A 21,558-nucleotide genomic window follows, 5' to 3' on the forward strand; every position below is an offset into this window, starting at 1 on the left:
CCGCCGGAGGATGTCGAGCCGGTCAGCGCGGCGAGAACATCGCCTTCAGGTGCTCGCGCGAGACGATCGAGGTCGGCCGGTCCATGTGGACGCCGATCTCGCCCGAGAGCGCCCGCAGTCCCGCGCGCTGGAGGGGTTCGGGCAGCGAGTAGCCGCGCCGGAGCCAGCGGCCGAGCGACTGGTCGCGCGCGATGTCGTCGCGCCAGGCGCGCTCGTAGGCCTCGACCGTCGACGGGCGGTCGGGGTCGATCTCGCGAACGGCGTGATCGGCACAGCGCATCCCGTAGAGGATGCCGCCGCCGGTGAAGGGCTTCGTCTGGCCGGCGGCGTCGCCGATCAGGAAACCACGGCTGGCCGTGACGCGGTCGGGCGGGCCGATCGGGATCGCCCCGGAGCACCGGCGGGTGACGGAGACGTCGTAGCCGGAGACGAGGTCGTCGAAGTGTTTGGACACGGTGACGCCCGGCGGTGCCGCGAGCCCGTACTCGACGCCCGCCTCGCCGCGGGGGATGCGCCAGGCGAAGAAGGTCGGAGCCGTGAGGTGGACGTCGACGAAATCGTCGTCGTCGGGCGTCTCGTCGAACGCGAGGACGCCGTGGAGGTGCTCGTCGGGCTCGGGTAGCGAAAGGGCGTCGCGGACGCGCGACCGGGGCCCGTCGCAGCCGGCGACCATACGCGCCTCGAGTTCGACGGTCCCGTTCGGGCCGCTCGCGGTCAGGACCACCCGGTCCGCTCGCTGTTCGACGTCCGTCACCGTGTGGCGCTCGCGGACGTCCGCGCCCGCTTCGCGGGCGAGCGCTGCCAGGTGGCGATCGAGTTCGACGCGGTCGATCACGTTCGAGACGGGGTCGGATTTGTAGAAGGGGTAGGCGCGGCTGCCGGGGCCGCCGACGTGAAATCGCGCGCCGTAGATCTCGTTCTGCTTCAGTCGCTCGCGCGCGCCGTCGCCGGTGAACGACCAGATGTCCCGGCTGACGTGGCCCGAACAGGCGAGCGGCTCGCCGATCCGACCTTGCTCGAGCGCGACGACGTCGTGGCCCGCCTCGGCGGCCCGCCGGGCGAAGCGGGCGCCCGGCGGGCCGACGCCGACGACCGCGAAGTCGTACATGGGTCGACTACGTCGAGCGATCGATAAATAGCTTCTCGACGATGTCAGTCGCGGCGACAGATAGATCAACAGTATTAGGGGTGAGGCGCTGTAATTGTCCCCCAACGAACACGAATCGCCCCGTCTCCGGACGGTCCGGAACCGGCGACTTGCGGGCCGACACACTCGAACCCACCTACCATGACCACGACACCATCCGACGCCGCGACGACGTGCGAGCGCGTGCTCGACGCGGTCGGCGATGCCGTGATCGCCGATCGGGACTTCCTGGAGACCGTTCTCGTCGGCGTCCTCGCGCGCGGACACGTCTTGCTGGAGGACGTCCCGGGGACGGGAAAGACCCTCACCGCGGACGCCCTCGCCTCGGCGCTCGACCTCTCGTTCTCGCGGATCCAGTTCACGCCGGACCTGCTCCCGGCGGACGTCACCGGCACGCACGTCTACGACGAGCGCGAGGCGACCTTCGAGTTCACCGAGGGGCCGATCTTCGCGAACGTGGTCCTCGCCGACGAGATCAACCGCGCGCCGCCGAAGACCCAGGCCGCGCTGCTGGAGGCCATGAGCGAGCGGCAGGTGACCGTCGCCGGCGAGACGATGGCGCTGCCCGACCCGTTCGTCGTCATCGCGACGCAGAACCCCGTCGAGAGCGAGGGGACGTTCCCCCTGCCCGAGGCGCAGGTCGATCGCTTCGCCGTGAAGACCTCGATCGGCTACCCCGGCCGGGAGGGCGAGGCGACGCTGTTGCGCGAGCGCACCGCCCGGACGAGCAAGCGACCGTCCGTCGACCCCGTCCTCGAATCGGTCGAGGCGGTTCGATCGCTACAGGCCGCGCCCGAATCCGTGCGCGTGTCCGACGACCTCATCGATTACATGACCGCGATCGCGGCGGCGACCCGACGCGCCGGACGCGTTCGCGTCGGCGTCTCGCCCCGGGGTACGCAGCGCCTGCTCGAGGTTTCGCGCGCGACGGCCGTCCTCGAGGGTCGCGACTACCTCGCGCCGGCGGACGTCAAATCGGTCGCGCCGGCCGTCCTGGCCCACCGCCTGGTCCTCACGCCGGAGGCGTCCGTCGAGGACGTCTCCAAGCGGGCGGTCCTCGAGCGGGCGCTCGAGTCGGTCCCCGTGCCGACCGTCTCGCGGGGGGAGGCCCCCGCGCCGGAGTGACATGACCTCGATCCGGAGCCGCGTCGCGGCCGTCGTCGTCCTCGTCTGCGCGTTCGGCCTCCTCGCCGCGACGGCCGACACCGGCACCGCCCCCGGCGGTCCGGGTGGCGCCGGAGAGCTGCCGCTCGACGGCGACCTCCTCGAACTGTTCCAGGGTCCCGGCGGCGTCGGGGACGGGAGCCTCTGCCCGGCGTTTCTCGACGCGCCGGGCGGTCTCATCGCAGCGCTCGCTGTGATCGGCGGCGGGATGGCAGCGGGTTACCGGCTGTTCGACTCGGCGATCCCCTCGGTCGTCGTCGGAGCGCCGATCGCCCTCTGGTCGCTCGGCTGTTCGGCCCTCGTCGGACCGGTTCCCGGCGTCGGCTGGCTCCGGGGTTTCTCGCCGTCGCCGACGTTCCTCCTCGCGCTCCTCGCCCTCGGACTCGTCGGCGCGATCGGCCTGCTCTGGGCGACGTCGGACGACGAGTGGACGGGCGAGTCCGTCGAGCCGTTCGATCCGGACCCGCCCGTCGACCTCGAAGCGGCGGCGACGGCCGCCGGGGCGGCCGCGGCGCGGATCGACGCGCAGGCCGACGTCGAGAACGAAGTGTACCGCGCCTGGCTCGAGATGACCGACCACCTCGGCGTCGTCCGCCCGGAGACCACGACGCCGGCCGAATTCGAACGCCGCGCGATCGCTGCCGGCATGCGCCGCGAGGACGTCGAAACGCTCACCGACTGCTTCAGGGACGTTCGCTACGGCGAGCGCGATCCCGCGCCGCGCGCGGAGCGGGCGATCTCCGCCCTCGAGCGCATCGAACGCGAGTACGCGGAGGAGACCGAATGACCGATCCGGCGCGGGTCGACGACGCGTGCGGAGAGAACGCGGACGCTCCCGACCGATCGGGCCACGGCTGGGACGATCCGAGAGCGGACTCGGCCGATCCGGACGACTCCGGGAGGACCCCGAACGGCGGAACGGGGTCGGCCCGGACCGACGCCGGGCCCGACGGACCGCCCGCTCCCGGATCCGGAGACGACGCCGGTCTCGGACGCCGGCAGCGCCTCGGCCTGGCGCTGCTCGTCGCCGGCGTCGCGTTGTTCGTCGTCCCTGCGCCCGGGATCCTCGAGACGGAGACCCGACTATTGATCGCCGGCGTCGCCACCGGCGCGCTGATCCTGGGACTGGTCTACGCCGGCGACGAACGGGTGACGAGCCACCGCTTCTGGCGCCCGCCCGACCCCGAGCCGGGAAGCGAGATCCCGCGACCGGGCGAGTCCTTCGAACGGCTCTCCGGATCGGCCCTCGACGAGCGGATCCGCGCGGCGGCGATCGACGTGCTGACCGACGCGACGGGTTGTTCCGAGGAGACGGCCGAGTCCCGCCTGGCGTCGGGCGCCTGGACGAGCGACGGGCTGGCCGCGGCCGCCCTGAGCGAGGCGGTGCGGCCGCGGCTCCGTCGTCGGCTCCGAGCGCGGCTCACGGGTGCGGACCTCGATCGGCGCGCACGCGAGCGAGCGCTGGCCGAACTCGCGGCGATTCGGGCCGGGCGTCGATCGTCGGGGCGAGCGCCTTCGGCTGGGTCCGAGACGACCAACCGGGGCGGCCGACGCGGGTTCGACGCCGTCGAGGATTCGAACGTCGATCTGGACGGCGGTACGGACCGGGACGGCACGAGCGCCGACCGAGCCGACGCGACGGGCTCACTGGGCGGGTGGGGCACCGAACGAGAGGACGGGGACGCCGAACCGAGCGACGCCACCGACCGGGAGGTGCTCGATCCGTGAGCGAGTCGACGCCCGACATCGAGGCCGAGCGGCGCACGTACCACTGGAGCGGGATCGCCGCGCTGGCGCTGGTGGTGGGCGCCGTCGGCGCGATCGCGGCCCGTCCGGGGCTCGTCCTCGCGAGCGTCGTCTTCGTCGCGTTCGCGGGCTACGCGTGGACGGCCCGGCCGGTCGCGACGCACGCAGACGGCGCGGCGATCATCGAGATCGAGCGCCACCTGGACGAGCCCCAGCCGGACCCGGGCGAGTCGGTCACCGTGACAGTCGCCGTTCGAAACGCGGGCGAGACGCGCTGTCCGGACGTGCGCGTGGTCGACGGCGTTCCGGACGGGCTCGCTGTCGTCGCGGGCACGCCCCGTCACGGCGCGGCGCTTCGGCCGGGCGGCCGATCGACGTTTGCCTACACGGTGCGGGCCCGGCGCGGCGAGCACGAGTGGGGCGACGCGGCGGTGACCGTGGCCGATCCGCTCGACGTGGTCGAGCGCACGTTCGACGTCGCCTGCGAGACGCGACTGCGCTGTTCGCTCCCCGAGACGCCCGCCGACGACGGGCTCGCCCGCGCGGTCACCGACTGGCTCCCGGGACCGGTCGAGACGGACACCGGCGGCGCCGGCCTGGAGTTTCACGCGACGCGGGAGTACCGCCCGACCGACCCGCGGACGCGGATCGACTGGTACCGGCGGGCCAGGACCGGGGAGCTGGGGACGATCGACTACCGGGAGGAGCGGGCGGCGACCGTCGTCCTCCTGATCGACGCCCGGCGCGGGGCCTACCGCAGTCCCGGCCCGGACGCGACCCACGCCGTCGATCGGAGCGTCGAGGCCGCCGATCACCTCTTCTCGGCGCTGCTCTCGGCCGGACACCGGGTCGGCCTCGCCGCGATCGGGCCGCGAGCGGACTGCTGGCTGGATCCCGGTGCCGGCGACGACCACCGGGCGACCGGCCGGGCGCTGTTGAACGAGCACCCGGCCCTGTCGACCCACCCGCCCGAGCGCGATCGGTCGGCCGCGCCGACGGCCGACGCGCGACGCCGACGCGTGACCGACCGGGTCGAGCGGCTCCACCGCCGCCTCCCCGATTCGGCTGCGGTCGTCCTCCTCTCGCCGTGCTGTGACGACGAGCCCACGACGATCGCGCGGCGACTCTGGGAGTACGGCCGCACGGTGACGGTCTGCAGCCCCGATCCGACGGTCGCGACGTCGGTCGAGACGCGACTCGCGCGCCTCGAACGGGCGGATCGACTCGACGGAATCCGGCGCGAGCGGTGTTCCGTGATCGACTGGCCGCGCGACGAGCCGCTCGAACGCGCGCTGGTCGGCGGTCGGGGGGTGCGCTCGTGAGCGCGTCGCCGCGCGGCCGCGAGTCGACCGAGTCCCGACTGGAGCGCCTCCGCCGTCGGCTGCGCCAAGCGATCGGTCGCGACTCACGCCCGGAGTCGACCGATCCAACCGAATCGATCGATCGCGCTCCCGCACGCACCAGTGCGACGCTCGCGACCGCGCTGTCGATCCTGGCAGCACTCACGATGCCCGAGCCGACGGTCCGACTGCTCGGCCTTCCCGGCGTCTTGCTGCTCGCGGGCGGCGCGTTCGCCGGGTCGCGTCGCGCCGTCGGCTCCGGCTTCTGCGTCCTCGTCCTCGGACTCCTCGTCGCCGGCTTCCAGGGACTCGCACCGCTCGCGCTCCTCCTCGGGGCGGTCTGTGCGACCGTCGCCTGGGACGTCGGCCGCTACGGCGTCACCGTCGGCGAGCAACTGGGCCGGGCGGCCGGGACGACCCGGATCGAACTGGGCCACGCGGTCGCCAGCGCGGCGGTCGGGCTGGCCGCCGTGGGACTCGGCTACGGCGCCGCCCTCGTCGGTCCCGGGGACCGGCCCGTCACCGCGGTCGCGCTCGCCCTCCTCGGGGCGGTCGTCCTGCTCTCGTCGATGCGCACGTGAGTCCGGCGGCCGAGGCGGTCCCGGAACGAGTTCGTACGCCGAACGGAACGCTGAAAGCAGCGCCGGACGCACCAATCGTATGGACGTTCGCGACCGATTCAACGAGCGGTATCCGTTCGGCGAGCACCTCGGCGTCGAGGTAACCCACGTCGAGGAGGGCTACGTCGAAGGCCGGATCGAACTCGACGACCACCACTCGCTCTCGGAGTCGACCCGACTGGCCCACGGCGCGGTCCCGTTCGGGCTGGCCGACTCCCTCTCGGCCGCCGCCATCGCCTCCGTCGAGGGGACGCCCGGCCCGACGCTCGACGTGCGAATCGACTACCTCCGACCCGCGACGGGGGACATCTTCGGCGCGGCCGAGGTGGTCCGGTACGGGAGCGACACGGGCGTCGTCGAGGTCGAACTCACCGACGCGGACGACCGCCGGCTCGCGACGACGCGCGGCGTGTACAAGACGAACCTCGTCGACGGCGAGAATCCCTTCGTCGACTCCTGATCCGTCGGGTGTCCGCGTCTGATGGTACTCGAAATCTGGCTACCTGCCGTCACTCGCGAACCGGCTTCCCGACGGCACTCCTAGCCGACTACCTGCCGTCGCTCACGCGGCTGAGACTCAGCGATCGAGGATCCAAAACAGGGTTTCGGTATCACCGTCGAACTGAGCGAGCAGCGACCGGATCTCCGCCCGGAGCTCGTCGGTTACGACCGCGTGGACCATCCCCTCGCCGGGCTGGCCGTAGACGACGCTCGCGCCCTCCGGGGCGGTGACGATCGCCGGAAGCACGGCCAGATCTTCCTCGCCGTCGACCAGGATCGTGACCGGCTCCGGATCGTCGATCGCGGCGACGAGTTCGTGGGCCAGCGCGGCGGTGATCGTTCCCTGCGGGTTCGCGACGTCGACCGTTTCACCGGCCGTGACGGTCTCGCGGACGGCCGCGTCGACCGCCGCTCGCTCGGTGATGCCGTCGACGAGGGCGACGTCCGGCCGCCGACCGGCTTCGAGCACGTGGTAGGTGACGACGTCGCCGACGGTCACGAGCGGATCCCCCGCGGCGCCGAGCAGCGTCTCGGAATCGGTCTCGATCGGGCCGACGGGGTCTTTGAGTTCGTGACGGAGCGATTTCGGCAAGGAGACCAGCGGCTCGGGGCGAGCGGATTCGTCCGGGCCGTCCGGCGCGGATGGCGCTGTCACCGATCCCCGATCACCGGACCTTCAGCGCGTACGCGCCGGGTTCGGTGACCTGCATCTCGGTGGCGATCTCGGACTCTTCGGGGTGGGCGATGACGACGTAGCCCGCCCAGTCCTCGGTGAGCGAGGAGGAGGCACACGACGCGCAAGTTTCGGCGTCGGCGTCGTTGACGAGGTGACACTCCCGACAGACGAGGCGATTCGATGCCACGATTACTCACCCGCCGTGGCTTCGCGCTCCTCGCGCGCTTCCTCCAGCCAGCCGTGCTTGCCGAGTCCGACCTGTTTGGCGGTCAGGCCGATCTTGGAGTCGCGCGGGTTGCGCTCGTCGATGCTCTTCGTCACGATGCGCGTGCGAATGGCGTCGTCGACGCCGAGCGCCTGGTCGGATTCCGAGGAGGAGAGGCGCTGGTTCTCGCCGTCGTAGGCGAGATATTCGTCGGAGATCTGCGAGACGTGCAGCAGGCCGTCGACGGGGCCGATCCCGACGAAGGCGCCGAACTCGACGACCTCGACGACGGTGCCGTCGACCACTTCCTGCATCTGCGGGTCGAACGTGACGGCGTCGAAGTCGGCCTCGTAGTACACCCCTGGACGGTTCGGCAGGACCGCGCCCTCGCCGATATCGTGGACGGCCGTCACGGAGACGATGCTCCCGACCTCCTCGTCCATGCGGCCCTCCAGTTTGTCCTGGAGCAATCGCTTTACCAGCTCCGGCGAGACGTCGCCCAGTTCTTCCGGAGGCACTTCAACCGTGTCTTTCAATCTGACCCGTTTGTACATCTATGGTTGCGTTATCTGCAGTTTGTTTCTCCCGCGTAATGCAATTACCGGTACGCCCGTCTCGAGTACCCGCTCGCGTAGCGGTCGGTCGTTCGTGACGACGTAGTCGACGCCACCCTCGCGAGCGAGTTCGACCAGGGCGTCGTCGGCGTACGATTCGGCGGTGTCGACCGGCAGGCAGCGTTCGGTCGCCAGGTCGTGCCCGACGGTCGCGGCGGTGCCCTCCGTGCCGCCCTTCTCCGAGAGGCGCCGCAACTCTTCGAGAACCGGCTGCGGCGTGATCACCTCGAACCCGTCGGCCGTCTCCGGCCCGTCCGCGTCCGGCGCGTCGATCGACGGCGGTCCCGTGAGCAGCCGGTCGAGTTCGTCGAACAGGCGGACGTCGAGTTCGACGGGCATCATGAGCGCGCTCGTATCGAGGGCCACGCGCGTCGTCATGTCACTCCTGGAGCGTGCCGACGCCGATCAGCCGCCAGCGGGCGCCGATGCGTCGGTTGATCGCGATCTTCGCGCCGGGTTCGGCACAGACCGGCCGCTTGAGGTTGACCTCGCACTCGCCCGATCGGGCGCTGGTGACGGCCCCGACGGTCGTCGCGGTGCCGACGGTCATCATGAGCGGCTCGCCCGTCGAGATCTCCTCGATCTCGCCGCCGGTCTCGTCGGCGCCGACGATCCGCTCGAGCAGTTCGACGGACATCGTAAAGGACTGCCAGGTCGGCGGCAGCGATCCCGGCGGGCCGGCGAGGCGCCCGGCCAGCGCGTCGCCCTTGGTCAGCGACGGATCGAGCCCGGTGCCGATGCCGAGCAGGCCGCCCGGGCGGGCCCGCTCGACGGACTCGCCGCCGGCCTGCAGCGAGCGGATCGACGTCTCGATCGGGACGTACGACGACTGGCCGCCCTCCTCGACCTCCCGGCCGGGACGGATCTCGAGGTCGTCGTCGATCTCGAGTTCGCCCCGTACCAGGCTGCCGCCGACGACGCCGCCGACGAGGTCCTCGGCGGTCGTCCCCGGCTTGTTGATGTCGAAGCTCCGGGCGACGTGCAGGCGCGCGTCGGCGTCCGGATCGCGCTCCGGCGTCGGGATCTCCGCCTCGATGGCCTGGATGAGCAGGTCCATGTTGACGTTCTGGCCGGCGCTGACCGGGACGACCGGCGCGTCCTCGGCGACGGTGCCCGACACGAACTCCCGGATCTCCTCGTAGTTCTCGCGCGCGCGGTCGCCGTCGACGAGGTCGACCTTGTTCTGGGCGATGACGATGTTGTCGATCCCGATGATGTCCAGCGCCATCAGGTGTTCTTCGGTCTGTGGCTGCGGGACGGGCTCGTTCGCCGAGACGACGAGGACGGCCCCGTCCATCAGGGAGGCCCCCGAGAGCATGGTCGCCATCAGGGTCTCGTGGCCCGGCGCGTCGACGAACGAGACGGTCCGTAACGGTTCGGCGGCCGACCCGTCCGGACACTCCTCCGCGACGGTGTACCGTTCGGGTTCGTCGAGATCCGGACACTGCCGAAACGTCGCGTCGGCGTAGCCCAGCCGGATGGAGATGCCGCGTTTCATCTCCTCCGAGTGCTGGTCCGTCCAGTCACCCGACAGCGCCTGTACCAGCGTGGTCTTGCCGTGATCGACGTGACCGACGAGCCCGATGTTCACCTCCGGTTGATCGTTTTCTGACATAAGACGAGAGTAATCTCTATCGGGATTTCGCCGTCTGCGATTGATAAACCTACTGTTCTGCCCCGCGCCGGGCCCGGAGTAACGTCAGTTGTCCAACGTAAACGCGATTTGGCGAAGCTATATGCGGATCCAAACGCCTGTATCCCGTATGAGCAGAACGGACGACGACTCATTCGACCCGTTCGCCGACGCCGACGAGTCGGCGGCGTCGCTTCTCGCGTGTTCGGACTGCGTCGACCCGGCGGAGGCGTTCTCGCTGGTCGCCAACGAGACGCGGCTGTCGATCCTCGAGGCGCTGTGGGCGGCCGAGGAGCGACCCGTCTCCTTCTCCGACCTCCGGCGCGCGGTCGGGATGCGCGATTCGGCGCAGTTTAACTACCACCTCCAGCAGCTCGAAGGCCACTTCGTCACGAAAGTCGATCCCGCGGCGAGCGCCGACAGTGACGGCGCGGACGGGCCCGTCGACGCCGACGGGAACACGAAGAGCGGTTACGACTTCAAGCACGCCGGCGAGAAGGTCGTCCGCTCGATCATCGCCGGCTCGTTCAACGAGCACCCGACGATGGAGCCGTTCCCGGTGGAGGGCGCCTGCGTCGCCTGCGACGGCCCGCTCGAAGCGCGATACGAGGAAGAACACTTGGAGATCGCCTGCACCGCCTGCGGGCACGGCCACGGCGAGTACCAATTCCCGCCCGGCGGCCTCACCGATCGCACCCGCGAGGAGATCGCCGACGCCTTCGACCAGCGCGTGCGCCACCTCCACTGCCTCGCGGCCGACGGCGTCTGTCCGGAGTGCAGCGGCCGGATGGAGAGTCGCGTCGTCGAGGAAGACGGCGAGTGCTGCCTGGGCGCGACGACGCGCGTCGACCACGAGTGCGTCCAGTGCGGCCACACCCTGTGCTCGGCGCCCGGCCTCCGACTGCTCGATCACTCCGCGGTCGTCTCCTTCCACCGCGATCACGGCGTCTCGCTCGAGGACCGCCCCTACTGGACCCTACCGTGGTGTGTCTCCGACGCCTACACCGAACTGCGCGGGCGCGACCCGGCCCGCATCGAGGTTCGCATGCCGCTGGACGACGAGGAGCTTCGGGTGACGCTCACCGGCGACCTCGACGTCGTCGAGACGTCGGTTCATCAGGTCGCCGCCGCCGAGTGACCGGCGTCCCGTAATCGTACTCCGGCCCGATTCGGCCGGCCCGTCGCCCCCCGTCGTGAATTTCTGCAACCCGGACGGATCGTTCGTCAGCGGTCGACGATACCTGGCAGCGCCCCCGCGATCGTGACGAACGGCCGCGACGCATGCGAGAGCGGCGGTCACCGACCGCGATCAGTGGCCACGGTTCGCCGAACGGACTGAAGCGAATTTCAGTACGTGCGATTACAGAAATGTAATTCAGCAATCACTTATGCCGGTCTGGGTCCCAGAACCGAGTGAAGACAGATGTCGCACCTACCAGTCGATCCACACCGCGTCCAGTTGCACGGTACCACCCTCGAGACGGCGATCGTCGTCGCCGTCCTGACGGTCGGAATCGTCGTCGGAACCACCGCCGGACTGGCGGCCTGGCACCTGGTCGGCGGCGTCGACGTCGTCGGCCACCTCGTCGCGATCGGCGTCACGGTCGCGGTCATGGTCGGGCTCCCGGTCGTCCTGATCCGGACGATCCAGCGCGTCGCTCGCGTCGGTCGTCGGGGATCCCGTCCGACGCGCTGATCGCCGCCGGGCCAGCGACTCCCGACCGGACGAACCGACCGCCGTACGGTGAACTGACCGCCGCCGTGCCGACGGGATAACCGGCGGCCTTTTCCTCGATCCGCGCGTGACTCCCCACGTGAGCGAGTTCGCGTTCGAACTCGAACTGTGCGCGGCGCTCGAAGCGCGGGGGGACGGGATCGTCGCCCGCCAGCTCGGCGCGAGCGTCGCGAATCCGGGCGGGCGCGTCGTGGACGTCGTGGTCGTCGATCCGACCGCGGCGATCGACCGACGGGCCGCGCTCACGCCCAGTGGGATCCCGGACGCGATCCTCGGGGCCGAGGTCGGGCCCGGCCGGTGGACCCCCGTCCGGGACGCGTTCGACTGCCACCCCGACCGGGCGCAGCGAGCCGTCGAACGGGGCGTCGATATCGGCGTCCTCGAGCGCGAGCGCCGGGACGGCCGCGACTGCATCAGGCAGGTGGCGCGCTACCCGGACTGGGTCGATCGCATCGTCGGAATCGAGAACAAACCCGATCTCGGGCGACCCGGCGACCTCGAAGCCCAACTCCGGACGGACGTCTCGCTTGCGCTCGTGGACGAAGTGATCCTCGCCACCGAGAGTCACGTCACCGGCGCGCACCGCAATCGCCTCCCCGACGCGGTCGGCATCTGGCGCGTCCACCGCCGGACGGGCGATGCCGGCCGCCCTCGCCTGCCGGAGATCGAGGTGATCCGCGACCCCGACGCCCTCCCGGTCGAAGCGCGCGGCGTCGAACCCCTCTCGTTCGAACCCGGCCGGACCGACATTTCGATCGTCTCCCCGGCGGAGAAGGCCGACGCTCGGCGACGACTTGCCGAACGGGCCTACGGCAAGGGGTGGCGAACGTTCGGCTTCCCGGGGTGTGGGGCCTGCTCGGCGCGGGACCCGGGTCGGGACGGCGACGGGCACGAAGACGGACTGCCCTCGCTCCCCCACTGTCAGTACGAGGACCGGCTCGTCGACGCCGCGTCGGAGTGCGGGCCGTCCTGTCCCGGATTCGACCCCGCGAGCGAGCCGGCCGTCGACCTGGCCGGAGAGCGCGACGCGCGGACGCCGTGGAACGCCGATCCGGAACGGACGCGACGGCGACAGTCCGGACTCGACCGATTCGGGTGAGCGCGATCGGCCGGCGCGGATCACGAGAGGTCGTAGACTTCGCCGTCGACCGCGAGCGGGTCTTCGAAGGCCTCGTCGACGGGGTAGAAGTGCGCGAGGTGGACCAGCCGCGTCTGCGTCGCGTCGAGGTCGTCCGCCAGGGCGAGCGCGCCCTCGCGCGTCATGTGCTTCGTGCCGAACGTGCGCGGGACGCCGTCGGGACCCTCGTGGCGGCCGCCGAGTGGGTGGTACTCCGAGAGCGACGCGGGGACGATCGCGTCCGCCAGGAACAGGTCCGGATCGGCCAGCACCTCGCGCGATCGCTCGGGCACGTCGTAGGACGTATCGCCCGACAGCGACAGTTTCGAACCCGTCTCGGGGTCCTCGATCGCGAGGCCGTAACACAGCAGCGGCGGATGGTCGACCGGGACCAGCCGCAGCTCCAGCCCGCCCACCGAGACCGGCTCGAACGGCGAGACGGGTTCGACCGTGATGGTGTCGAGGTAGTGGTAGTCCGCGGCGACCGTTTCGGCGACGCTCTGACCCGTCTCGGGGTCGGTCTCGTCCGGGGCGTAGACGTCGACGTCGTCGAGCAGCCGGTAGACGTTGCCCAGCCCGTCGAGGTGGTCGAAGTGAACGTGCGTGATCACGATGGCGTCTGGCGGCGACAGGTCCTCCCGGAGGAACTGGTACCGAAAGTCCGGACTGGCGTCGACGAGGATCGACTCGCCGGTCCGCTCGTTCTCGACGTGCACGGAAAACCGGGTGCGCTCGACGCCGCGGTCGCGGGCGGCCTCGCAGGTCTCGCAGTCACAGCCCACGGTCGGCGTGCCGGTCGTGTCGCCGGTGCCGAGGAGGGTGACGCGCACGCTAGGTCCCCCGTCCGCGGGAGGCCGCTCGGCGAGGGCGGGTTCGCGGTCCTCGCTCGCGGCTATCGTGCTCGCGCGCGAGCGATCACACCCCGTCATCACCTCGGCGTTCGAACCCGCGATACAAGGGTGTTTCTCGACCGCTCGGTGCCGGTGCACCTCCGGTCACGCTCGGAGGACACTCGAAACAGGGAACGGGACGGCGATCGATCAGAGCGCCGGGGTTGAGTGCGCACCGATCGTGTGCGCGTTAGTGCTCGTGGGTGTGCTCGTGATCGTGACCGCTCGGCTCTCCACCGTCGCTGGCCGCGCCGCTGATGTCGCCGCCCGCGACGAGGGCGTCGTGGTCGCCCTCGATCATGTCCATGTTCTTCAGGTTGTCCCGCTCCTCGAACCCCTGGACGGCCAGCTCCAGATCGTCCTGGGTGAGCGTCGTTCGGTTCTCGGTCAGCGCCTCGAGGACGGCCTCGCGCAGCACCATCCGGAGGTCGCTGCCGGTGAGTCCCTCCGTGATCTCGGCGATTGCCTGCGGGTCGAACTCCTCGATGTCCATCGCGCGCGTGATGACCTGCAGGATGTCCCCCCGCATCCGGGTGTCCGGTTTTGGGAAGTTGACGATCTCGTCGAAGCGGCGCCAGGCGGCCGCGTCGAGCTGATCTGGGTGGTTCGTCGCGCCGATGAGGAGCACGTCGTCCTGGATGAGCGAGATGTTGTCGATGCTCTTCAGCAGGGTGTTGACCGCCCGCTTGAGCGCGGCGTGCTCGTCGCTCCGGCGGGTCTTCGCGACGAAGTCGAACTCGTCGATGAAGAGGATACACGGCGAGAGCCGCTTTGCCACCTCGAACGTCTTGTCGACGTTCTTGGCCGTCTCGCCCAGGTACTGGGAGGTGATCATCGACAGCTTCACCTCGACGAACGGCAGGTCCATGTCCCGCGCGAGAGCGCGCGCGGTCGAGGTCTTCCCCGTCCCCGGCGGGCCGACGAAGAGCAACTTGCCGATCTCGCGCAGCCCGATGTCCGCGAGGTAGTCGCGGTGTTCGATCGCCTTCGCGATCTTGTTGATCTCGGCCTCCTGGTCGCTGGTGAGCACCAGATCGTCGAGCGTGATGTCGACCTCCTCGGGCGCGCGCACCTCGACGAGGTCGAGCATCTCCTCTTCGTCCTCGTCTGCGAAGTACTCCTGGAGGAGGCCGTCGATCCAGACGCGATCGGCCTGGATCGGCCGGTTCCGTTCGCGGGCCGTCTCGTAGTCCGCCCCGACGCCGTCGGCGCCCTCGAAGTGCTTGGCCAGGACCGGATTCTCGAGGAGGCGTTCGTCGTCGATCCGGTCGAGGAGCCACGATTCGGCCATCTCCCGGTCGGTGAACGATATCGACCCCGAGAAGTCGTCGCGCTCGGTGAACATCAGGCCGGAGATCTCCTTCCACGGCGCGTCGATCCCGGTCGCCTCGCGCGCCGTGGCGTTCGTCGTCGACAGTGGCCGTTCGATACCCCCGCGAGCCGATCGGTCGCGCTCGGTCGCGGCCGACGCGTCGGCGTCTCCGTCGGCGCTCCAGAAGACGCGGCGGTACGCCGGCGGGAGATCGTTCTCGTCGAGCGTGCGGTCGTCCGTGTAGACGGCCGCCGTGAGAACGAACTCCACGACGTCGACTGCCCCATCAGTCATTCCCCGGAGCTTCTCGCTTTAGCGCCTTAACGGCGTCGTCTCGTCGCCCAGCGAACTGGACGGGAACGGCGGGCCACCGCCCCGCCGTCTCGATCGACAGTCCAGCCGGTCACGGGTTCTCGACCGCCAAGCAAACGAGCGGATGGTACCGGAGGCGAGATCCGAGGTTACTGCATCTGGATTTCGCCTTCCATCTGCGAGTGCGGGTTGCAACGATAGACGGCGATTTCGCTGGTCGCCTCGAACTCGATGATCTGGTTGTCGGGTTCGGTGTCTCCGGTGAGGTCCGTCGCCCAGTCGTTGACGACGTCGCCGCTCTCGTTTCTGAGTTCGATGTTGTGCGTGCTGCCGTCGCCTTCCTCCCAGCCGATCGTGTAGGACTCGCCCTCTTCGAGGGCCAGCGTCGGGTTCTCCGTTCCCTCGATCGCGCTCGGGGCGCGACCCTCCCAGCCGCTCTGGCTGGCGAAGAGGCGGATGTCCTCGCCGGCCGAAATTTCGTAGGGTCCACCGTCGCCGCCGTCACCGCCGTCACCGCCGTCGCCACCGTCGCCGCCGTCGCCGCCGTCTTCGGAACTCGAACAGCCGGCGATCGCGACCGTCGCGAGCGCGCCACCTGTCGCCTTCAACATCGTCCGTCGCGTGGAGTCGTTCGAATACATAATCGAAGCGTCTGAGCGTACGTAGCGATGCCCGTTGAATAGGGGTTTTGATTCCCACCGCGTGGGAGCGGCGGAAACATGTTCGGGTCGACCGTCGCGCCGGGCGAGCGCGGCGGACGGCCCCGCGAGACGTGATCGGCCGAACCGCGGAGCGGCTCCGCGACCGCCCGGGGGTGCAGTGAGGCGGCGACTGGCTGGATCGAACGGTTCTGGCTGCCGAAGCGCGACGAGTCGATAGGGGGACGCCGGCCGATCACTCGTCGGGCGCCGGCGCGGCGGGCCGGTTGTCGTCGCCGTCCCCCGGCGGTCCGCTCGCCCCGGATTCGCCGCCGACCCCCGTCGCCGGTGGGTCACCGGCGGGCCCGTCGCCGGTCTCACCGCCGGCGGCGACCGGGCTCGTCTCGACGGATGGATCCTCGCCCGCCTGTCGGTCCGGGTCGTCGATGTACGTCTCCCGCCAGGTCCCGCGGAGGAACCAGGCGACGCCGACGATCGCGCCCAGGACGTTGCCCAGCGCCATCCCGATCCAGATGCCGGTCTCCTCCCAGCCGAAGGCGGAGAGGGTGACGTCGACGAGCGGGACGGTGACCGACCAGTCGAACGCCAGGACGAGCACGCTCGCGACGCGACCGACCCAGAGTGTCAGCATCGAGATGACCATCGCGGTCTTCGTGTTGCCCGCGCCGCGGAAGCCCCCGAGGATGACCTGCGAGACGCCGATGAAGGCGAACTCGACGGTCCGCGTGCGTACGTACTCCACGCCGTATGCCTCCGCGATCGCGGCGTTCGCGACGTCGGCGCCGATGAAGACCGAGACGATCGGCTCCGTGAAGGCGAGCGCGACGACGGCGACGACGAGCATCACCCCGGCCCCGGTCGAGGCCGCGAGCCAGACGGAGCGGGCCGCTCGATCGGCTCTCCCGGCGCCGAGGTTCTGGCCGACCATCGTGTCGATGGCGCGCCCGAGTCCCATCGCCGGCAGGAAGACCAGCGAGATCAGGCGATTGCCCAGGCCGTAGGCGGTGACGATCGCCGGCGAGAAGGTCACGACCATCGCCGTCAGCGTGATCATCGCGGTCGCGGACATGGCCTGCTCGACCATGCTCGGCGTACCCAGGCGCACGATGTCGCGGATGACGTCGAGATCGAGCGCGAAGTGCTCCATCGAGATCGTCGGCCCGCGTGAAGTCGCGATGAGGACCCATACCCCGATGGCTGTCGCCACTGCCCGAGCCGCGATCGTCGCGACCGCTGCACCCTCGATGCCCCACCCGCCGAAGCCGGTCAGGTCGTACAGCGACGCCTGGAGGCCGAGGAAATCGATCGCGCCGAGCAGCGGGAGGCCGTTTAACGCGGCGAACAGCGGGTTGGCGGAGAAGCCGAAGATCAGGAACGGATCCGCGACGACGTTGAGTACCACCGAGACGAGCATGATGAGCATCGGCGTGCGTGTATCGCCGTAGCCGCGCATGAGCGCGGAGAAGACGAAAAAGCCCGAGAGTAGCGGCAGCCCGAGGAAGAACACCTCCATGTAATCTGCGGCCAGCGGGATCACGGTCGCCGCGGTCTCCGGGTCGCTCGGCAGGATCGAGAGCGCAGGGCGGGTGTAGAAGTAGCCGACGATGCCGATGCCGACCGAAAGGATGGAGACGAACGACATCGTCTGGCCGGCGACCAGGCCCGCCGATCGCTCGCCGCGCGCGCCCGTGTACTGGGCGACAAGGATCGCGCCCGCGGTGGTGAATCCGCCGGCGATCGCGATCAGGAGGAAGATCAGCGGGAACGCGAGGCTGATCGCGCCGACGGCCTCCGTCGAGAGTCGCCCCAGCCACAGCGTGTCCACGACGTTGTACGTGACCTGCAACAGCTGGATGACGACGATCGGCCACGCCAGGCGAAACAGCGGCCCGATGAGACTCCCCTCCGTGATCGACGACGTGGGCCCGATCGACTGACTTGGCGTGTCATCCGTCTTCGGCGTGTCGTCCGCCGAGCTACCGTCGCCGCTCGCGTCGTCACTACCGGCTGCGTCGCCACTCGCGGCGGCGCCATCACGTCGGTCGGTTCCGGACGCGGGATCGTCGCCCGCCGGCGGCGAGGGCGGTTCCGCACCGTCGGAATCGGACGGCGGCGCCCCGTTCTCGCTCCCGGGTGGCGACCCGGTGCGATCGGCATCCTCCCCCTTGCCCGGCGGTTCGCGATCCCCGTCGGATCCGTCACGGGGCTCGTCTGGCACTGTACGGGCAGTGACAGCCGACTAAAATCAATATTGTGATACCCCGTCGGGGGTTCCCCTACACGCGGGTGGAGGGGCGCGACCGATCGCGAGGCGGACCGATACCGTGTGCTGACCGAGCACTCGCTTCAGTCCCGTCGTGGAACCGCGTGGCGGCCGAACCCGTATCGGAGCCGGTTCGCGAGGCGCCGGGAGAATCGGCCGTCGTCGGCTCGCGACCCGAATCGTTCGGCGAGCGCGGTGTAGATGAGCGGGACCGGGACCTCCTGCTCGAGGCCCTCCTGGACCGTCCAGGTGCCGGTCGAGCCGCCCTCGACGCGGTCGGCCACGTCGCCGAGGTCGGCGCCCTCCTCGCGGAAGGCCTCCTCGCAGAGTTCGAGGAGCCACGAGCGGATGACGGCGCCGTTGTTCCAGACGCCCGCGACCGCTTCCAGATCGAGGTCGTACCGACCCTCGTGGAGGAGTTCGAAGCCCTCGCCGTAGGCCTGCATGAGCGCGTACTCGACGCCGTTGTGGACCATCTTGACGTAGTGACCCGAGCCCGACGGTCCCATCCGGGCGTGACCGTCCGGGCCGGTCGCGACGGCGTCGAAGGCCGGTTCGAGCGCCTCGTAGGCCCACTCGGGGCCGCCGATCATGAGAGAGAAGCCGAGTTCGGCGCCCGCCGGCCCGCCGGAGGTGCCGCAATCGAGGTAGGCCGCCGGACAGGTTTCGGCCCGGCGGACCGAATCCTCGAAGTGGGAGTTCCCGCCGTCGACGACGACGTCCTCGCCGGTGAGGTGCGGTTCGAGGTCGTCGAGCGCGGCGTCCACGGCTTCGCCCGCGGGCACCATCAGCCAGATGCACGTCGGCCCGTCGCCCGCGTCGAGGCGCGTCGCGAGATCGGTCACGGAATCGGCCGGCTCGGCGCCCGCGTCGGCCGCCGCGGCGACGGCCTCGTCGTCCAGGTCGAACGCGACCACGTCGATCCCGGCGTCGAGACACCGATCCGCGACGATCCGCCCCATCCGTCCGAGTCCGATCAGCCCGAGTTGCATGTCCGGGGCTCCTCGGGCGGGCGTCGTCAGGGTTCCGGTTCGCGCCTCGCGGTGACGCTCGCACACCGCGACGGCCCGCGCTCACGATCCACTGGCCTTCGAACGCGACGTGGAGAACCACCGGGGAGGCGCACCCAGGTCGACAGGACACGGGAACGCCGATCTCAGACCGTCTGCCCTTCGAGCTCCGCCCAGCCGACGGCGTCGACGACGACGAAGCGGTCGTCGGCTCTGACGTAGACGCCGTTGTACTCGCCGGCACAGCCGTCGTAGTACGGCAGCGCACCGCGAAGCGAGTCGACGACGGACCAGGCGTCCCGGTCGGCGAAGGTCACTTCGACCCAGCCGTCGTCGGCGCTCGCATCGACGGCGCGTTCGATCGCCCGTTTCGCCCCCGGGATGTCTCGCAGTCGATCGGAGGAGACGTCGACGACCGTCGCCGTCGACGGCACGTCCTCGACGGTGCGTGCGCCGATGCTCGCCTCGACGCGAGCGATCGACGCGCGTGATCGACCGGAGCGAAGCACGTATCCGGCGACCGCCGCCGTTCCGACCGCCAGCAGCGAGAGGCCGATGGCCCTGCCGTTTCGCATTATCTCAGTACGTGAGATTTGACCTATAAGTATCTTCCGCAGAAAATTTCAAACGTGAGAATTCCACGCCGGGTGACCCTCGAGCCCCTCACCCGCCCGAGCGGGCCGTCGAGCGGCTTCGGGGTCGGCGTGCGATGATTCACAACTGTCCCGGGGACGTGATGGTCGCCACCGATCCCGGGGGTGGACGGACGCGTCTCAGAGGAACCCGGCGAGGTTCCCCGAGAGCGAGCCGGCGACGACGAGGAGCGCGATCGCGACCAGCGCGCCGAGTCGAAAGAGGGTGAGCGTCTGGTGGGCCGGCTCTCGCAGTTTGTCTTCGGCCAGTCCGCGCCCGAATCGGGCCGCAGCCACCTCGACGAGCGCCGTGAGGACGAGCCACAGGACGGTCATCGTGATGACGAGGTGCCCGTTGGGCGAGCCCCCCAGCGTTTCGACGGTGTAGAGGCGACCGGCGAGGTGGCTGCCGGTGAGGAACAACACGACCGAACTGACCCGGGAAACCAGCTTCAGCGACCCGGTGATGGATTCGAGCGGCTGCGTCGTGCGAAACGCGCCGTCCCGGGCGAGCGGGACGACGACCAGCGCGACGAAACAGACGCTTCCGGCCCACAGCGCGGCGAAGACGAGATGCGTCATCCGGGCGAGCGCGACGTCGATCATACCCGTCGGTTCGCCTATCGGGCCAAGAGCGTACCGAAATCCGACCGGTCGCGGATCCGGACGGATCGACAATCGGTCAATTACGAACGAGGCGAATCCACCTATCGATCGGGACCGGCCCAGGCGGCGATCCGGCGCCGGAGGAGGGCGTATCCGGCGGAGACGGTGATGCCGGCGAGGATCAGCCCTTCGATCCAGCGGGCCTCGAAGACGACGAGCGAGCCGAGTCCGAGGGCGATCGCCAGTGCTGCGTCCTCCGGCGCGCCGTCGTAGCGAACCCAGCGCCGCGGCCGGAGCCACCGATCGCGGACGTGGTCGTAGACCGCCCGTTCGGTCGGGTTCGTCCACGGGTCGAACTCCGGCCCGCCGCCGATCCAGTCGCTCGCGGCGTGCGTCCAGGCGCCGACGACGAACGCGGCGACCCCGGCCGTCGCGGGCGTCGCGACGGCGAGGGCGAGAGCCGCGCCGGCTGCGGCCGGGATCGCCCCGAGCAGCGGGAAGTGAAGCGTCCGTCGGTGGACGAACGCGACGTCGAGGTCCGGCGCGAGCCCGCCCAGGATCGCGCCGACCGCCAGCGGCGTCGCGAGGTCGGGCGCGACGACCGCGACCGGCGCGACGACAGCCAGCGCGACGAAGCCGTGGGTCGTGGCCATCATCCGCGCTCGACACCCGTCATACCTCCCCTAGGCGAACGAACCGGTAAAGCTCCATCCGTCGGGCGCCGGGACTCGTGGCCGGCGCAGTTGGGACACCGCTGACCCGTCGAGCGGATCGGTCGGAACGAACACTCCGTCGAATCTCCCTAAACGGCGCTCGAAACCGGTTCCGACGGCGCCGGCTACAGGTTCTCGCCCTGGTAGGACCCGTCGTAGACGTCCTCGTGATCCGCCTCGGCCAGCACGAGCTGGGCGATTCGGGCGCCGCGTTCGAGTTCGATGTCGTGGTGGACCTGCAACAGCCCCTCGCCGCGCCCCTGGTAGCCGGCGTCCCAGACGGCCGTGTTCAGCATGCAGGAGTTCCGCATGAGCGAGGAGCGTGGGTAGACGAAGCCGACGTGGCCGTCGGGGATCTCGATGCGCTCGCCGTATCGAGCCACGTAGACGCCTTCCGGGAGGTAGTACGTCGCGGGCGCTTTCTCCTCGAGCTCTTCGAGCGGTCGGGCGACGCGATCGCCGATCTCCTTCTCGTCGCGGGTGATGCGGCCGGGCTCGAGCTGTTCGAAGACGACGTCGAGGGTGAGGTCGACGCCGTTGGGCTGGACCTGTTCGTCGGTCGTGGGGGAGACGCACTCGGCCACGAAGGCGCCGGATCGGTACATGGTGGAGAGAGTTGTCGGTACCGGCAAAAGCGTATCGCGTTCGACCGACAGGTTCACC

Annotated in this window: 24 protein-coding genes; 9 read left to right on the top strand and 15 right to left on the bottom strand. The window is 70.2% G+C overall.

The window, feature by feature from the left end; all coding sequences use genetic code 11:
- Positions 1-22 precede the first annotated feature (22 nt).
- Positions 23-1,108, bottom strand: coding sequence for a geranylgeranyl reductase family protein (locus tag MXA07_RS06050; RefSeq protein WP_247731148.1), 1,086 nt, complete (start codon positions 1,106-1,108; stop codon positions 23-25).
- Positions 1,109-1,288: 180 nt separating this feature from the next.
- Between MXA07_RS06050 and MXA07_RS06055 the strand changes: the two genes are divergently transcribed.
- From MXA07_RS06055 to MXA07_RS06080, 6 genes are all read left to right on the top strand, one after another.
- Positions 1,289-2,272, top strand: coding sequence for an AAA family ATPase (locus MXA07_RS06055; RefSeq protein ID WP_247731149.1), 984 nt, complete (start codon positions 1,289-1,291; stop codon positions 2,270-2,272).
- Position 2,273: 1 nt separating this feature from the next.
- Positions 2,274-3,098: a DUF4129 domain-containing protein gene (locus MXA07_RS06060; protein ID WP_247731150.1), complete on the top strand. Its 825-nt coding sequence runs from the start codon at positions 2,274-2,276 to the stop codon at positions 3,096-3,098.
- Positions 3,095-4,039, top strand: a complete 945-nt coding sequence (locus tag MXA07_RS06065; protein WP_247731151.1) for a DUF7269 family protein — start codon at positions 3,095-3,097, stop codon at positions 4,037-4,039. The genes MXA07_RS06060 and MXA07_RS06065 overlap by 4 nt, the downstream gene beginning before the upstream one ends.
- A complete protein-coding gene (locus MXA07_RS06070; protein ID WP_247731152.1) occupies positions 4,036-5,379 on the top strand; it encodes a DUF58 domain-containing protein in 1,344 nt (447 codons plus the stop codon). The genes MXA07_RS06065 and MXA07_RS06070 overlap by 4 nt, the downstream gene beginning before the upstream one ends.
- Entirely contained in the window at positions 5,376-5,978 is a 603-nt protein-coding gene (locus MXA07_RS06075; protein WP_247731153.1) for a DUF7519 family protein, read from the top strand. The genes MXA07_RS06070 and MXA07_RS06075 overlap by 4 nt, the downstream gene beginning before the upstream one ends.
- A 79-nt stretch (positions 5,979-6,057) precedes the next feature.
- Complete coding sequence (locus MXA07_RS06080; RefSeq protein ID WP_247731154.1) at positions 6,058-6,477, top strand: PaaI family thioesterase; 420 nt, start codon at positions 6,058-6,060, stop codon at positions 6,475-6,477.
- A 117-nt stretch (positions 6,478-6,594) separates the two neighbouring features.
- On the opposite strand, the gene MXA07_RS06085 is transcribed toward MXA07_RS06080, so the two are convergent.
- Genes MXA07_RS06085 through MXA07_RS06105 form a run of 5 tightly spaced genes read right to left on the bottom strand, consistent with a single transcriptional unit; the run spans position 6,595 to position 9,628 of the window.
- Positions 6,595-7,173, bottom strand: coding sequence for a GTP-dependent dephospho-CoA kinase family protein (locus MXA07_RS06085; protein WP_247731155.1), 579 nt, complete (start codon positions 7,171-7,173; stop codon positions 6,595-6,597).
- 10 nt (positions 7,174-7,183) lie between these two features.
- Positions 7,184-7,381, bottom strand: coding sequence for a transcription elongation factor subunit Spt4 (spt4, locus tag MXA07_RS06090; protein ID WP_247731156.1), 198 nt, complete (start codon positions 7,379-7,381; stop codon positions 7,184-7,186).
- A 2-nt stretch (positions 7,382-7,383) separates the two neighbouring features.
- The gene (locus MXA07_RS06095) at positions 7,384-7,953 is read right to left on the bottom strand and encodes a DNA-directed RNA polymerase (protein WP_247731157.1); all 570 of its coding nucleotides are present in this window, start codon (positions 7,951-7,953) and stop codon (positions 7,384-7,386) included.
- Positions 7,954-8,391 carry a type II toxin-antitoxin system VapC family toxin gene (locus tag MXA07_RS06100; RefSeq protein ID WP_247731158.1) on the bottom strand — a complete coding sequence of 146 codons (438 nt, stop codon included), beginning with the start codon at positions 8,389-8,391 and terminating at the stop codon, positions 7,954-7,956. It lies immediately after the preceding gene.
- A 1-nt stretch (position 8,392) separates the two neighbouring features.
- Positions 8,393-9,628 (bottom strand): translation initiation factor IF-2 subunit gamma, encoded by a 1,236-nt coding sequence (locus MXA07_RS06105; protein ID WP_247731159.1) that lies wholly within the window; start codon positions 9,626-9,628, stop codon positions 8,393-8,395.
- A gap of 148 nt (positions 9,629-9,776) precedes the next feature.
- On the opposite strand from MXA07_RS06105, the gene MXA07_RS06110 reads away from it, so the two are divergent.
- The 3 genes from MXA07_RS06110 to MXA07_RS06120 all read left to right on the top strand — a co-directional run bounded on the left by MXA07_RS06110 (position 9,777) and on the right by MXA07_RS06120 (position 12,480).
- Positions 9,777-10,784 (top strand): winged helix-turn-helix domain-containing protein, encoded by a 1,008-nt coding sequence (locus MXA07_RS06110; RefSeq protein ID WP_247731160.1) that lies wholly within the window; start codon positions 9,777-9,779, stop codon positions 10,782-10,784.
- A 285-nt stretch (positions 10,785-11,069) separates the two neighbouring features.
- Positions 11,070-11,342 (top strand): hypothetical protein, encoded by a 273-nt coding sequence (locus MXA07_RS06115; protein WP_247731161.1) that lies wholly within the window; start codon positions 11,070-11,072, stop codon positions 11,340-11,342.
- 118 nt (positions 11,343-11,460) lie between these two features.
- Complete coding sequence (locus MXA07_RS06120) at positions 11,461-12,480, top strand: DUF5787 family protein (RefSeq protein ID WP_247731162.1); 1,020 nt, start codon at positions 11,461-11,463, stop codon at positions 12,478-12,480.
- Between the two features lie 20 nt (positions 12,481-12,500).
- Here the strand turns inward: MXA07_RS06120 and MXA07_RS06125 are convergent, their stop codons facing one another.
- The 9 genes from MXA07_RS06125 to MXA07_RS06165 form a co-directional block, all read right to left on the bottom strand.
- Positions 12,501-13,328 carry an MBL fold metallo-hydrolase gene (locus MXA07_RS06125; RefSeq protein ID WP_247731715.1) on the bottom strand — a complete coding sequence of 276 codons (828 nt, stop codon included), beginning with the start codon at positions 13,326-13,328 and terminating at the stop codon, positions 12,501-12,503.
- 250 nt (positions 13,329-13,578) lie between these two features.
- Positions 13,579-14,994: an ATP-binding protein gene (locus tag MXA07_RS06130; protein WP_247731163.1), complete on the bottom strand. Its 1,416-nt coding sequence runs from the start codon at positions 14,992-14,994 to the stop codon at positions 13,579-13,581.
- A gap of 167 nt (positions 14,995-15,161) precedes the next feature.
- The gene (locus MXA07_RS06135; protein ID WP_247731164.1) at positions 15,162-15,623 is read right to left on the bottom strand and encodes a cupredoxin domain-containing protein; all 462 of its coding nucleotides are present in this window, start codon (positions 15,621-15,623) and stop codon (positions 15,162-15,164) included.
- 283 nt (positions 15,624-15,906) lie between these two features.
- A complete protein-coding gene (locus MXA07_RS06140; protein ID WP_425492197.1) occupies positions 15,907-17,889 on the bottom strand; it encodes an MATE family efflux transporter in 1,983 nt (660 codons plus the stop codon).
- Between the two features lie 128 nt (positions 17,890-18,017).
- Entirely contained in the window at positions 18,018-18,926 is a 909-nt protein-coding gene (gene gnd / locus MXA07_RS06145; RefSeq protein ID WP_247731165.1) for a phosphogluconate dehydrogenase (NAD(+)-dependent, decarboxylating), read from the bottom strand.
- Positions 18,927-19,090: 164 nt separating this feature from the next.
- Positions 19,091-19,522 carry a hypothetical protein gene (locus MXA07_RS06150; protein WP_425492214.1) on the bottom strand — a complete coding sequence of 144 codons (432 nt, stop codon included), beginning with the start codon at positions 19,520-19,522 and terminating at the stop codon, positions 19,091-19,093.
- A gap of 195 nt (positions 19,523-19,717) precedes the next feature.
- Complete coding sequence (locus MXA07_RS06155; protein WP_247731167.1) at positions 19,718-20,182, bottom strand: copper resistance protein CopD; 465 nt, start codon at positions 20,180-20,182, stop codon at positions 19,718-19,720.
- 101 nt (positions 20,183-20,283) lie between these two features.
- On the bottom strand, positions 20,284-20,838 hold the full coding sequence (locus tag MXA07_RS06160; RefSeq protein WP_247731168.1) for a metal-dependent hydrolase: 555 nt from the start codon (positions 20,836-20,838) through the stop codon (positions 20,284-20,286).
- Between the two features lie 182 nt (positions 20,839-21,020).
- Positions 21,021-21,527 (bottom strand): deoxyuridine 5'-triphosphate nucleotidohydrolase, encoded by a 507-nt coding sequence (locus tag MXA07_RS06165; protein WP_282102540.1) that lies wholly within the window; start codon positions 21,525-21,527, stop codon positions 21,021-21,023.
- Between the last annotated feature and the right edge of the window lie 31 nt (positions 21,528-21,558).

Origin of the sequence: Halovivax limisalsi (assembly GCF_023093535.1) — an archaeon.
GTDB lineage: Archaea > Halobacteriota > Halobacteria > Halobacteriales > Natrialbaceae > Halovivax > Halovivax limisalsi.